Below are 12,350 nucleotides of genomic sequence, written 5' to 3' on the forward strand. Positions count from 1 at the left end.
AAGCCGTTTCTCGCGACAGCATTTTTAGAAACGCCACGTTCCTATGTTAGAAACACATTGTTGCTATCTCACATTTGACGGGGATGGCATTCCAACAGATTCCCACCCACTAGGAAGATCCACCATGTATCTAGCTTGGCGCGAGATGCTCTTCGCGCGTACCCGCTTCCTCCTCATGGGCGTTGTCCTCGCCCTGATGTCCATGCTCGTCGTCATCATCTCCGGCCTCACCGCAGGTTTGGTCAACGACGGAGTCTCCGGACTGAAGGCCATGGACAGCGACGTCGTCGCCTTCGCCGACGGCGCCCAAAAGGACTCCGCCTTCACCCGCTCCGTAATTGATGCCTCCGCAGCCGAATCCTTCGCCCGCCTCGATGGCGTAGACCAGGCCGCCCCTTTGGGCCTGACCATTGCCAATGCCCATAACCAAGAGGGCACGGCAGTGGATTTGACCCTCTTGGGAGTAAAACCCGATTCCTTCCTCGCTCCAGCTGGGCTCCCCACCATCGACACCACGCGGGTCGACGGCCAACCCAGCAACACCAAGCACGACATCATCGTCTCCTCCACCCTGCAGGATGAGGGCATCGAAGTCGGTGACACGATCACCCTTGACCGCCTGGATATCCCTCTCAATGTCATCGGCTTTAGCGATAACCAGCGCACCTTCGGTCACGTGGACGTGGCCTACCTGCCTTTGGATATCTGGCAGGAGATCCATGCCGGCGGACGCCACGGTGAAGCCGTCAACCCGGACGCCTATGAGGAGGCTTCCGTCATCGTTGCCCGCACTACAGACAAACCCGACACCGAAGCCCTCACAGAGCGGTCCGGACTCGACGTGCGCACCCTCAAGGAAAGCTTCAACTCCTCCCCCGGCTACACCGCTGAGATGATGACCCTGTCCATGATTACGTGGTTCCTCTACGTCATCGCCGCGCTCGTCACTGGTGCTTTCTTCCTCGTCTGGACCATCCAGCGGGCAGGCAATATCGCCACTCTTCGCGCGATGGGCGCCACCAAGGGCTTCCTGTTGCGCGATAGCCTCGGCCAAGCTGTAGTCATCCTTGTCTTGTCCATCCTGGCGGGCGCGCTGGTGGCCGTCGGCTTAGGCAGCCTCTTGGAGCAGACCGCGATGCCTTATGCCACCGAATTCAGCTCTGTCATCAGTGGCGGCCTCATCCTCTTCGTCGCTGGATTGCTCGGTGCCTTCATCGCCGTCGTCCGCGTTACCCGAACCAACCCCCTCGCTGCCCTAGGAGAAAACCGATGAGCCCAGCTTTAGAACTACACGACGCCACCATCAGCTACACCGATGGCGACTCGCAAGTTAAGGCACTCGATTCCGTCAATCTCAGCATCGATCCCGGTGAATTCGTAGCCGTGGTTGGCCCATCCGGCTCTGGAAAGTCCACACTGCTCGCCGTTGCGGGCGCGCTGACAACACCCGATTCCGGCAAGGTCCTAGTCGCAGGTGAAGATATCGTGCCGCTGAGCGGCACCCAACTGGCCGAGATTCGTCGCAACCACATCGGCTTCGTCTTCCAGTCCACAGGTAACCTTCCCTCCGCGCTGACCGCGGAGGAACAAATCGAGCTGGCCACCAAGGTCATCGGCAAGACTGGGCGCTACTCCAGCGCTGAGCTGCTCGACAAGGTCGGTATGAAGCATCGGGCGAAGCACCGTCCAGGAAGCTTGTCCGGCGGTGAGCGCCAGCGTGTCGGCATCGCCCGCGCGCTCGTGGGCGATCCCCAAGTGCTGCTTGTCGACGAACCCACTGCCGCCCTTGATCGCGCACGCTCCCAAGAGATCGTGGCGCTGTTGGCAAAAGAATGCCACGACTTTAACGTCGCTGGCATTATGGTCACTCACGACTATGAAGTCCTTGAGCACTGCGACAAGGTCTATGAGATGGTCGACGGCCGCTTGACGCCTGCCTCAGCCCCAGCGTCAGAGTAGAAAAAGAATGCGCAGCTTAACGTAGAATTACGCGCATGCCGAAGATCACTGAAACGACAGTAGCCGAGCACCGCGCCGTCCAGCACCGCGCGGTGCTGGAGGCTGCCGAAAGGTTGATCATCAACAACCGTGGTGCGGTACCGACCTTGGCCGAGGTAGCTGCGGAGGTTGGGCTTGCTCGCCCCAGTGTCTATCGATATGTGTCTTCTCAACACGATTTACTGGTGCAGCTTCTCATCCAGGCCACACAGTTGTGGAATGAACAGCTCGAGGCCGCCATGAAGGTGGCTCCCCCTGAACCCACGAAACGCCTCCGCGCCTATGTGGACGCCACACTCGAGCTCTTTGTTCATGGGGCCCACGGTCATTTGATGACTGCCGCTCAACACTTCCCCCGAGCTTTTGCTGACGAGGAAGTGCAACGCTCTCATGACGGCTTCGCCTCCATCGTTGATGCGTTCTGTCCCGGTATTTCCGCGGTAGACATTTCGCTGCTCAACGCAGCCATCCTTCGGGCTTCGGAGCTAGCGGAGCGCTCTCCGGAGCAGCTCGATAGCGCGACACAGACTCTCTATGCAATGGCCGATGCCATTGTGCCCCACCCTCCTCCGCGGATGAGAGCAGACCAGGACAGATAAAACCGACTAAGAACAGCTAAGAGCAAAGCAGCCCTCCGCGAATTAACGCGGAGGGCTGCGGGGCGAGAGTACAGCTATCTATACAACGCCCATGAGCGCCTTATTTGGGGCCTAGCGTTCTTCAAAGCGACGGCGGAAATTGTCTTCCAGGCGGTTTCCAACGCCGCTGCCGCCCTTCTTGGATTGCTTGTTGTGCCCGCGCGCAGGGGCATGCGTGCCGACTGCAACCAGAGAATCTTCAGACTTTCCGCGCAGCATCCAGACACCGGAGCCGAACATAACGAGGAAGCCAAGGACGGAGAGGCTGACAAACCACAGAGATTGCTGAGCCAACGCGATACCGCCCACCATCATGCAGAGACCAACAACAATCAAGGCCACTCCGCGGAGGGTGATGGCACCCGAGTTTCCGCCGAAAGATGTTTCACCGGACACAGACGCGCCAAAATCAGGATCATTGGCCAGCAACGACTGTTCAATTTCACGCAGCGCTTGCTGTTCGTGCTCAGAAAGGGCCACAGCGTCCTCCGTAATGGGTTGGGGTTTAGGTAGTAATACTGGGAATGTGGGTTACTACCTCTATAACGTCAAGGATAGCGAGATAGTTCCCACAAAGACAGTCCATAATTTGGCCGCACTACCCCCTCACGGCCTATGACCCCGGCCCCAGTCTTAGGCCGCCATTACCCCGAAGCCCAGCTCGGACTCAGTCGCATCCACATAACGTGCGGCAAGCGCTAAGTACTGATAAACCGAATCCGGCTCAGGGACCGGATCTAGCCCAGAGGCCACACGTGAGCGCACACGGGAGTACTCCTTAAACTCCTCTGCCCACTGCGCATCAGCCAGGCCAATGAGAGCCACCTGCTCCCAGGCGGAAGTAGGCAAGCGCCGGCGGCGCGACACCGTGGACGCCGCCACGCGTGCCCCGGCTGCACGTAGCGAGGCGCGGTAAGCCATTTCCAATGCATCCGCAAAGCTTCCCTCCGCTGCGCTTCTCCGCGCATCCGCTAAGAGGTCTAGTGCTTGGTTCACAAAACGGTCTCGCTGCACCCGCTGCATAGCCTCACGGTTCCGGCTGCGGGCCGCCGCTGTTGCTGAGATTACCTGTGCCATGTCCTCTCCCCCTTGGGCTTCTTCCTCAGTTTGTCGATAAAGACTGTGCCGTTGATGCTGTTGATTGTCTGCTGTTGTTCGTTGTTGCGATTCACCTTAAAACCACCTTCCTACATCCACCTCCAATTTTAGAGCACGTGTTCGAATTAAACAATGGTGTTAAAGCATCATTTCGAATGTTTTCGAACACGCACACCACGACGCTTGATGGAAGTTTCCCCGAGTGCTTTCACATACCGCGAGAATCTGTTGTTATTAGACATGTGAGTTACACGCTGCGCCGCTTAAGCCCCCAAGAGTTCGCCATTGCCCTCCCGCACTTGGTAGATATCTACATTGCAGCGATGGACTACAACCCCTCGGTGCGCGAGGGGTCCATCTCACGATGGCGCGCAGATCTCATACGCCCAGGGTTTTCCTGCGTTGTGGCCACCGATGAATATGGCATCGTCGGCTTTGCCTACGGCTTCCTAGGCACCCCCGATACCTGGTGGGATAAACAGCTCCGCCGTGCACTCGCCGCCTGCGGCGGCCCTACCCCAGAGCAAGAAGAGATTCTCCACAATTACTTCGAGCTGGCAGAAATCCACGTGCTCCCCGCGAAACAAGGCCACGGCCTGGGCCGCGCACTACTAGAAGCCTTAGCCTGGAATCTTCCCGCTCACTATATTTTGCTCTCCACACCGGAAGTTCCTCATGAAGCCAACTCCGCCTTTGGGCTCTACCGCAAGATGGGCTTTGGCGATTTCCTGCGCGACCTCCATTACCCCGCTGATTCCCGCCCCTTCGCAATCCTGCAATCTACTGTGCCGCTCGCGCCAACCGACACCACTTAACCTGGCGCCTTAGCCCTGAACCTGCCCAGGTAAAGTGGCAAGCGTGACTACACCGCAGATACCTTCCTTGGACGAAATTCCCGCAGCCGTACGCGAGGAGCTCGCGCTTTTTCTAGACCGCCAGCGTGATGCCATCGCATCCATCGGCGCTCCGGTAACCAACGCGATTTCCTATTTGGAATCCTTCGTGCTGGATGGCGGCAAGCGCATCCGTCCCCTCTACGCATGGGCAGGTTTTATCGGCGCACGCGGGCTGGAAGGGTCGGAGTCCCCGCAGGCCATGCTCCGCGCAGCCACATCCTTGGAGTTCATCCAAGCCTGCGCCCTGATCCACGATGACATCGTGGATGCCTCCGATACTCGGCGCGGTAACCCAACCGTTCACCGTGGCGTAGCAGCCCGCCATCGCGAACTCGGCTTCCACGGCGATGCTGATTTCTTCGGCCAGTCCCTTGCCATCCTCGTGGGTGACATGGCTCTGGTCTGGGCGGAAGACATGCTCCAAGACTCCGGCCTGAGCCCTGAGGCACTCGCGCGTGCCCGCGCCCCTTGGCGCGCTATGCGCCGCGAGGTAATCGGCGGGCAGATGCTGGATATCTGCCTCGAAGCGGAAGGTTCTGAGGACGCCACGTTGGCTGATTCCGTCAACCGTTTCAAGACCGCCGCCTACACCATTGAGCGCCCCCTGCACTTGGGCGCAGCCATAGCCGGCGCCCCCGAAAAGCTCGTCGCTGCTTTCCGCGGCTACGGCCAAGACATCGGGGTCGCCTTCCAGCTGCGCGATGATTTGTTGGGGGTCTTCGGTGACCCCGCCGTGACCGGCAAGCCGGCCGGTGATGATTTGCGCGAGGGCAAGCGCACAGTCCTCTTGTCCTTGGCACTGCAGCGCGCGGATGCCTCCGATCCCGCCGCGGCTGCGGAATTGCGTCGCCTCATCGGTCAGACAGAGGATCCCGCAGAGATTGCCCGCATGGCGCAGATCATTGCGGATTCGGGTGCACCGGATGTCGTCGAGCAGCGCATCAACGATCTCACGCGCTCGGGCCTTGACCACCTTCACAATGCTCAGGTTTCCCCCGAGGTTACGAAGACTCTGGAAGAGCTGGCTCACAAGTCCACGGCCCGCCGGATGTAGCATGGCTCGTCCCACAACCACGCGCGTGCCCCTGCGCATTCCCCATCCCCTGCCTTTGGGCATCATCGCCGCTGTCGTGCTGGCGCTTGCCTCTTTCTCCGGTGGCGCTACCCGCAATCGCGGTGGATTCCTTGAGGCGCTCAATATCGGCTTTCTGGCTTATGGCCATGGCCGCAACATCGGCATGGTCCTCTATTGGGTTGGCCTTTTCGGTTTGGTTGCCGCATGGGTTTTAGCCGGCCGCTACTTCATTGCCCCGCAGTTGAAGAACCCACAACCAGACGGCGCGCTGTCCGATATTCGTCGGATGCTGCTGTGCTGGGTTGCCCCTTTGTTGTGTGCGGCACCGCTGGCTTCTCGCGATGTGTATTCCTATCTCATGCAAGGTGCGATGGTGCGTGATGGCTTCGACCCTTATGTCGAAGGCGCGGCGGTGAACCCTGGTCCCTTCCTCTTGGAGGTCTCCCACGACTGGCGCAACACCACCACCCCTTATGGCCCCTTGCATCTGTGGATGGGCAATGGTGTAACCCACCTGGTAGGAGAAAACGTCGCCGCGGGCATCATCGTTTACAAGGCAATTTCGGTCCTGGGTTTTGCAGCTATCGCCTGGTCAATTCCACGGCTAGCCCGAAGCATCGGAGGCGATCCTGCCCTCGCGCTCTGGTTGGGCGTGGCGAATCCAGTGATGCTCTTGCACCTCGTCGGTGGAATGCACAACGAATCAGTCATGGTGGGCTTAGTATCGCTGGGCTTGCTTGCTGCAGTGCACCACAAGTTCCATGTCAGCCTCCTTCTCGTCGGTGTGGCAGTCTCCCTCAAGGCCACCGCTGTCTTCGCCGCACCTTTTATCGTGTGGCTCATGCTGCACCACTGGGCCCCAAAGGGGACGAAGCCCATCAAGCGCTTCGGAGTCTTCCTCCTGTCCGGCTTCCTTGCCGTGGTGGAGGTCGCACTGGCGGTGGCGGCGATTACGTGGGTGTCGGGAAGCTCGTGGGGCTGGCTGTCACAGATCAGCGGCAATTCCAAGGTCATCAACCCTCTAGCTGGCCCTACCCTGCTGGCTGACATCCTCGTGCCGCTCATCCAGGTCTTCTCCCCCGATACCACCTATAACGGTGTGCTCACCGCGCTGCGCTCGGCTGCGATGTTCCTCATGATCCTCGGCCTCGTCCTCGTATGGTGGTGGGGTCGCACGGGCGTGCGCCGGGCTATCGCCGCCACGGCCGCTGCCTACCAGGTGGCATTCGTCTTCAACTCTGTGACGCTGCCCTGGTACTACGCCTCCGTGCTCACGCTCATGGGAACGTTCCGCCCGCCATTGCCCTTGATCAAGCTCACCACCGGCGTGGCTATTTTCATCGGCGTCGCCTTTGCCGGCGACGGGAACCACCAGCTTTATAACTGGTTCTGGGATATCGCCATGGTGGTCGTAGCTTGGTCAGCAACGCAATGGATTTTCGATGGTGTTCCACGCACCACCGCGGCCCCGAAGCCCGATGAGGGTTCTAAAAAGCCGAAGCCTGTGCGCGCCGAATAACCTCGCGCGCCAGGTGCCCGTGCAGCGCGTCAATGGGGCGGCCTGGCAAAGAATCATCTTCGGTAAATAGGTGCGCCAGAATCTCGTTATCGCCCCACCCGTTGTCGGAGAGGACCGTAATCACTCCAGACACATGCTTGGAAATGACGCCTTTGGCGTTGAAGAATGCTTCCGGAACGAGGCGCTCTCCCTCGGCATTGCGCCACACAATGAACTTGCGCGCATTGAGAAGATCGAAGACACGCGTGATCGGGAGATCGAGCCTTTCAGCGACCTCCTTCAGCGTCAGCAGCTTTTCCCCGGCGAGGAGCTGCGGCAGTTCTGGGTGCGGATTCTCGGTGTTTTTCTCAGACTTAGTCACGGACACAACTGTAGCCGGATCACACTTTGGGGCGCCGATCAGCCATACTGGAATCCATGACAAGGCTGAACGTGGGCGACATTCTTGAGGGACGCTACCGCATCGATCAGCCGATCGCTCGGGGCGGCATGTCCACCGTGTATCGCTGCGTTGACATGCGTTTGGGTCGCGCAGTGGCGGCCAAGGTGATGGATGAGCGCTATCACGATGACCCCGTCTTCGTCACCCGCTTCGAACGCGAAGCACGCGCGATGGCGCAGCTGAGCCACCCCAATCTCGTCGCCGTGCATGACTTTTCCGCGGATGGATTACCCATTTATCTCATCATGGAGCTCATCACCGGAGGTACCTTGCGCGAGCTCCTTGCGGAACGCGGACCCATGCCGCCGCATGCCGCAGCCGGCGTCATGCACTCCGTGCTGGCCGGGCTCACCGAAGTGCACCATGCCGGCCTCGTGCACCGAGATATCAAGCCGGACAATGTTCTGATCACGGATAGCCACCGCGTCAAGGTCGGCGATTTCGGTCTGGTTCGCTCCGCCAAGGCGGAGCACGATAGCTCCGGCCAGATCGTCGGTACCGTCAGCTACCTCTCCCCCGAGCAGGTCACTGGCGCGGATATCACGCCGGCCTCCGACGTGTACTCCGCGGGAATCGTGCTCTTTGAACTATTGACCGGCACAGTCCCCTTCCACGGCGATACCCCGCTGGCGCACGCCACCGCGCGCGTGCACGAGGATGTGGTGGCGCCCTCCTCCCGCATCGAGGGGGTACCCATGCTTTTCGACGCCCTCGTGGCCACCGCCACTGCACGCCAGCCAGCCGAAAGGTTTGCGGATGCCGGCGAATTCCTCGATGCCTTGGATGATGTCTCCCGCGAGCTACAGCTCCCGAAGTTCACTGTCCCCATTCCGCGGAACTCAGCTGCCGCACGTACTGCTGCCGTGCCAACGGATTTTTCGGGCACGGATAATACCCGGGTCTTTGAAGCGACCTCAGCTATCCCTGCGCCCCAGCCCCCAACGCGGGAAACCCGGGTAGAGCCGCGCAACGACGCCTTCTTCCCGCCAGCCGAGCCTGTCGAGCCCCCGGCACCCTCCCCTGCGGTACCGGAGCCTTCTGCCCCCGTTCCTCCAGCCGGGGCCGAGGAAGAGCCGGAAGAACGGCCCTTGAGCAACCGCAGCGCGATAGCCCTCATTGGCTTCCTCGTCCTCGTCGGCCTCGCCACCTTGGCCGTCGCCGTGGCGGCTTGGTGGTTCGGCTCCGGAGAATACGGCACGTGGCCGATTCTCTGGAGGCCGTATTAGCCTGCGCAGCTCCTAGTTGCGCAGCATCTCAGCGATAAGGAAAGACAGCTCCAGCGATTGCTGGGTGTTTAGGCGCGGGTCCACGGCGGACTCGTAGCGGCCCGGCAGATCCACATCCGTGATGTCCTCAGCGCCGCCAAGGCACTCGGTGACGTCCTCACCGGTGAACTCCAGGTGCACGCCGCCCGGGTGGGTGCCCAGTTCACGGTGGACCTCGAAGAAGCCTTGGACCTCGTCGACGATCTTGTCGAAGTGGCGGGTCTTGTAACCGTTCGATGCCGTGAAGGTATTTCCGTGCATAGGATCGGACTGCCACACAACCTTGTGGCCGGAGTCCTCCACTGCCTTGATGATCGGGGGCAGCACGGAGCGCACCTTATCGTGGCCCATACGGGCAATCATGGTGAGGCGGCCCGGCTCACGGTTCGGGTCAAGCTTCTCCGCGTATTCCACTGCCTGCTCCGGCGTCACGCCAGGGCCAAGCTTGATGCCCACGGGGTTGCCGATGATAGAAGCAAAGGCCACGTGGAAGTCCTCAAGACCACGGGTACGCTCACCAATCCACAGCTGGTGTGCAGACAAGTCATAAAGCTTGGTTTCGCCGTTGAGATCCGTGCCCAGTCGGAGCATGGAACGCTCGTAGTCCTTCAACAACGCCTCGTGGGAGCAGTAAATCTCCGCCGAGCGCAGGGTCTCGTCCGAAACCCCACAGGCGTTCATGAAGGCCAGGCCGTTCTCAATCTCATCCGCCAGCGCCTGGTAGCGCGCACCCGCCGGGGAGTTAGCCACGAATTCGCGGTTCCACTCGTGGAGGCGGTACAGGTCTGCGGTTCCGGAGTGGGTCAGCGCCCGGACCAGGTTCATTGCCGCCGAGGAGTTCGCGTAGGCGCGAATCATGCGGGCAGGATCGTGGCGGCGGGACTCTTCGTTAGCTTCCACGCCGTTAACGATGTCACCGCGGTAGTTGTACAAGCCGTTCGCGTCCAGATCAGAGGAGCGCGGCTTCGCGTACTGGCCGGCGATACGTCCCAGCTTTACTACCGGAGTGGACGCGCCGTAGGTCAACACCACGGCCATCTGTAGCAGCGTCTTGATGTTGCCGCGGATGTGCGGCTCAGTGTTGGATTCGAAGGTCTCGGCGCAATCGCCACCCTGGAGGAGGAAGGCTTTGCCCAAGGCGACGTCGGCAAGCTTGCGCTTGAGATCCTCAACTTCCGGGGCCACGACGATAGGCGGTACGGATTCAAGAATCTTGCGCACGTTATCAGCCTGCAGCTGATCCCAGCTCGGCTGCTGTTTTGCCTCGCGGGAAATGGCGTCTTGGAACTTCTCATTGATCCCCTCCGGCAGCGGCGGCAGATCAGGAAGCACTTCTTTGGGAATATCTACTGTCCAACTCACACCCAGTATTTAACCATCTTGGGCCTGTCACGCGTTAGTTAATGGACTTTTCGGCCGCGGTATTAATTCACGATTAATGCACGCGGTTGCCCCTAGTCAGCGGCAATTGCTGCTCGCAGACTCGAAACTTAGCCAGATTATGGCGGGCGTCGACCAACGCATCATGGTTGCCATTGGGTACTGGAGGCAGCTTAGGGCGGCCAGCAAACTCCCAATACTGCTTCAGTTCGCGGGTATAGCGCGGCATCCCCTTGGGCAGGCTAGCCATGTCTCCCCACAGTTGTGCGAGGACCACATGGTCATAGGCTCCTACCCAAGCCCACAGCTCAATGGGCGTGGAATGCCGGCCCAAGAATTTCAAGAGCTCTTCGCGGATGGTCTCACGTGATTTCCAAACTGGGTCTGCGGGGCTTGGCAATTTATCCAAGACGTTCTCCCGCACCCACGCATTAGCCTTCGCGGGGTCGAAATCTGTGGACACCGCGTAGTACTCGCTTCCGTCTTCCCCGACAATACCGATGGAGACCAGCTCGATGGTCGATCCGTCCTCAATGAATTCGGTGTCGTAGAAGTAGCGCACGTCCCGTATCCTAGTCTGCCGCCTAGAGCTGCCTTGCCACTGGGGGCCTATACTCAGCTGCGTGAAGAAAGCCCTTTCCTCTCCCTTTCTCCCCCTGATAATCGCTGGGCTGGCAGCCCTACCGTGGATTATCCAGCCTGCAGCGTTATTCAGCGGCGGCTCCGTGCTTCCCTATTACCACGTTGACCTCGATGTATATCGCGAAGGAGGGCGCGCGCTGCTGCGCGGAGAGAATCTCTACACGCAAAGCTATGTACTCGACAACGGCGTCTCACTGCCCTTTACGTACCCGCCTTTTGCCGCAGTGCTCTTTGCCACGGTGTCGTGGATACCGCTGTGGCTACTCTCACTTCTCCTCACTGCGGCATCGGTGGCAGCGCTCTGGGGCTGCCTCTACGCCGTCCTTTCTCGGAGTTGCACCACTCACAGGCCCGGCTGGTGGTCTTCGTGGGCGCTCTGTGTGTGTCTGCTGTGCGAGCCCGTTATCGATACTCTCAGCTTCGGCCAAGTCAATCTCCTGTTGACAGCGATGGTCGTTGTCGATTGCCTGCTGCTGAACTCGCGGAGCCCGTGGCGTGGAGTCCTTAGCGGCGTGGCTATGGCTATCAAACTAACCCCGGCGGTCTTCCTTGCGGTCTTTGTCATCCGCCGCGAGTGGCGTGCTTTCACTACGGCCCTAGGTTCCTTTGCGGTCTGCGGCGTGGTGGGCCACCTCGCTTCGCCGGCAAGCTCCACGGTGTATTGGAGCGATACCATCCGGGATTCCTCCCGCATCGGCACACTGACCTACTCCAGCAACCAATCCCTCTGGGGCCTGCTCAGCCGCGTCATCCCTGAGCAGGCAACAGCCCTCTGGATAGTCGGGTGCCTCCTCATCGTGGCGACGTTGTGGTGGGTCATGGAGCGCACATCCTCACAGATTGAGCTTCTGCTGCTAGCCTCGTCGGCAGCGCTGCTGTGTTCACCTGTCTCGTGGTCGCACCACTTCACGTGGCTGTGCTTGGCGGCGGTGTATCTGACTGCCCGCCGCCGCTGGTTCATTGCCAGCCTCACATGGCTAGTTCTTCTAGCCCGCGGTCACTGGCTTGTCCCCCACGGTGAGCAACTCGAACTGACGTGGTCGTGGTGGCAGCAGATTCCGGGCAATGACTACTTCTTGCTTGTCGTATTCCTCGTTGCGTTGAGCTGCTGGCTCAAGCTCACACCTTTGGAGGAAGGTTCCTTCTTCCGCCGACTGGCTCCGATCGGCGGTGGGGTCAGCGCCCAGCCCAAGACGGGTACCTTGCCTAGGGCCCATAGGGCCAAGGACGCAACAGCGCAATAGAGCACGCACATGCTGAGCCAGAACCAGGTGTTTTCCAGCGGCCATTGACCCGCCAGGGTGACCTCCCGCGGGTGGAGCGCCATGGGGTAGCCATAAAGAACGGTCAGGCGCTGAGTAGTTATCCCACGCGCGGCGGGTGAAAAATCCGATGGC

At 60.2% G+C, this 12,350-nt stretch carries 13 protein-coding genes; 8 read left to right on the plus strand and 5 right to left on the minus strand.

Features of this window, described 5'->3' with window-relative positions:
- Window positions 1-124 precede the first annotated feature (124 nt).
- From QP363_RS00780 to QP363_RS00790, 3 genes are read left to right on the plus strand one after another with little or no spacing between them, the layout of a single operon-like run.
- A complete protein-coding gene (locus QP363_RS00780; RefSeq protein WP_284761961.1) occupies window positions 125-1,273 on the plus strand; it encodes an ABC transporter permease in 1,149 nt (382 codons plus the stop codon).
- Window positions 1,270-1,959, plus strand: coding sequence for an ABC transporter ATP-binding protein (locus QP363_RS00785; RefSeq protein WP_284761962.1), 690 nt, complete (start codon window positions 1,270-1,272; stop codon window positions 1,957-1,959). The genes QP363_RS00780 and QP363_RS00785 overlap by 4 nt, the downstream gene beginning before the upstream one ends.
- 35 nt (window positions 1,960-1,994) lie before the next feature.
- Window positions 1,995-2,597, plus strand: coding sequence for a TetR/AcrR family transcriptional regulator (locus tag QP363_RS00790; protein ID WP_070445258.1), 603 nt, complete (start codon window positions 1,995-1,997; stop codon window positions 2,595-2,597).
- A gap of 111 nt (window positions 2,598-2,708) precedes the next feature.
- Here the strand turns inward: QP363_RS00790 and QP363_RS00795 are convergent, their stop codons facing one another.
- Window positions 2,709-3,116 (minus strand): DUF3040 domain-containing protein, encoded by a 408-nt coding sequence (locus QP363_RS00795; RefSeq protein ID WP_070445255.1) that lies wholly within the window; start codon window positions 3,114-3,116, stop codon window positions 2,709-2,711.
- A 153-nt stretch (window positions 3,117-3,269) separates the two neighbouring features.
- On the minus strand, window positions 3,270-3,713 hold the full coding sequence (locus QP363_RS00800; protein ID WP_070729774.1) for an SAV_6107 family HEPN domain-containing protein: 444 nt from the start codon (window positions 3,711-3,713) through the stop codon (window positions 3,270-3,272).
- A 263-nt stretch (window positions 3,714-3,976) separates the two neighbouring features.
- Here QP363_RS00800 and QP363_RS00805 point away from each other — a divergent pair, with 263 nt between their 5' ends.
- Genes QP363_RS00805 through QP363_RS00815 form a run of 3 tightly spaced genes read left to right on the plus strand, consistent with a single transcriptional unit; the run spans window position 3,977 to window position 7,224 of the window.
- Window positions 3,977-4,549 carry an N-acetyltransferase gene (locus QP363_RS00805; protein ID WP_284761963.1) on the plus strand — a complete coding sequence of 191 codons (573 nt, stop codon included), beginning with the start codon at window positions 3,977-3,979 and terminating at the stop codon, window positions 4,547-4,549.
- Window positions 4,550-4,592: 43 nt separating this feature from the next.
- Window positions 4,593-5,684 carry a polyprenyl synthetase family protein gene (locus QP363_RS00810; RefSeq protein WP_070445246.1) on the plus strand — a complete coding sequence of 364 codons (1,092 nt, stop codon included), beginning with the start codon at window positions 4,593-4,595 and terminating at the stop codon, window positions 5,682-5,684.
- 1 nt (window position 5,685) lies between these two features.
- Complete coding sequence (locus QP363_RS00815) at window positions 5,686-7,224, plus strand: alpha-(1->6)-mannopyranosyltransferase A (RefSeq protein ID WP_284761964.1); 1,539 nt, start codon at window positions 5,686-5,688, stop codon at window positions 7,222-7,224.
- Here QP363_RS00815 and QP363_RS00820 read toward each other — a convergent pair.
- Window positions 7,193-7,591 carry an Rv2175c family DNA-binding protein gene (locus tag QP363_RS00820; RefSeq protein ID WP_070445241.1) on the minus strand — a complete coding sequence of 133 codons (399 nt, stop codon included), beginning with the start codon at window positions 7,589-7,591 and terminating at the stop codon, window positions 7,193-7,195. The genes QP363_RS00815 and QP363_RS00820 overlap by 32 nt on opposite strands.
- Window positions 7,592-7,641: 50 nt before the next feature.
- On the opposite strand from QP363_RS00820, the gene QP363_RS00825 reads away from it, so the two are divergent.
- Window positions 7,642-8,892 carry a protein kinase gene (locus QP363_RS00825; RefSeq protein ID WP_070445237.1) on the plus strand — a complete coding sequence of 417 codons (1,251 nt, stop codon included), beginning with the start codon at window positions 7,642-7,644 and terminating at the stop codon, window positions 8,890-8,892.
- Window positions 8,893-8,904: 12 nt separating this feature from the next.
- Here QP363_RS00825 and QP363_RS00830 read toward each other — a convergent pair whose 3' ends face one another.
- Together QP363_RS00830 and QP363_RS00835 are read right to left on the minus strand one after the other, a co-directional pair.
- Window positions 8,905-10,293, minus strand: a complete 1,389-nt coding sequence (locus tag QP363_RS00830) for a class II 3-deoxy-7-phosphoheptulonate synthase (RefSeq protein WP_070445234.1) — start codon at window positions 10,291-10,293, stop codon at window positions 8,905-8,907.
- Window positions 10,294-10,366: 73 nt separating this feature from the next.
- Entirely contained in the window at window positions 10,367-10,873 is a 507-nt protein-coding gene (locus QP363_RS00835) for a polyadenylate-specific 3'-exoribonuclease AS (RefSeq protein WP_070445233.1), read from the minus strand.
- Between the two features lie 61 nt (window positions 10,874-10,934).
- Between QP363_RS00835 and QP363_RS00840 the strand changes: the two genes are divergently transcribed.
- Complete coding sequence (locus QP363_RS00840) at window positions 10,935-12,197, plus strand: glycosyltransferase family 87 protein (protein ID WP_284761965.1); 1,263 nt, start codon at window positions 10,935-10,937, stop codon at window positions 12,195-12,197.
- Window positions 12,198-12,350 lie beyond the last annotated feature (153 nt).

Source organism: Corynebacterium sp. UMB6689, assembly GCF_030215295.1.
In the GTDB taxonomy this organism is placed as follows: Bacteria; Actinomycetota; Actinomycetes; order Mycobacteriales; family Mycobacteriaceae; genus Corynebacterium; species Corynebacterium aurimucosum.

Coding starts and splice junctions, on each gene's coding strand:
- QP363_RS00785 (WP_284761962.1), top strand. CDS start 1,270: ATGAGCCCAGCTTTAGAACTACACGACGCCACCATCAGCTACACCGAT.
- QP363_RS00815 (WP_284761964.1), top strand. CDS start 5,686: ATGGCTCGTCCCACAACCACGCGCGTGCCCCTGCGCATTCCCCATCCC.
- QP363_RS00790 (WP_070445258.1), top strand. CDS start 1,995: ATGCCGAAGATCACTGAAACGACAGTAGCCGAGCACCGCGCCGTCCAG.
- QP363_RS00780 (WP_284761961.1), top strand. CDS start 125: ATGTATCTAGCTTGGCGCGAGATGCTCTTCGCGCGTACCCGCTTCCTC.
- QP363_RS00800 (WP_070729774.1), bottom strand. CDS start 3,713: ATGGCACAGGTAATCTCAGCAACAGCGGCGGCCCGCAGCCGGAACCGT.
- QP363_RS00825 (WP_070445237.1), top strand. CDS start 7,642: ATGACAAGGCTGAACGTGGGCGACATTCTTGAGGGACGCTACCGCATC.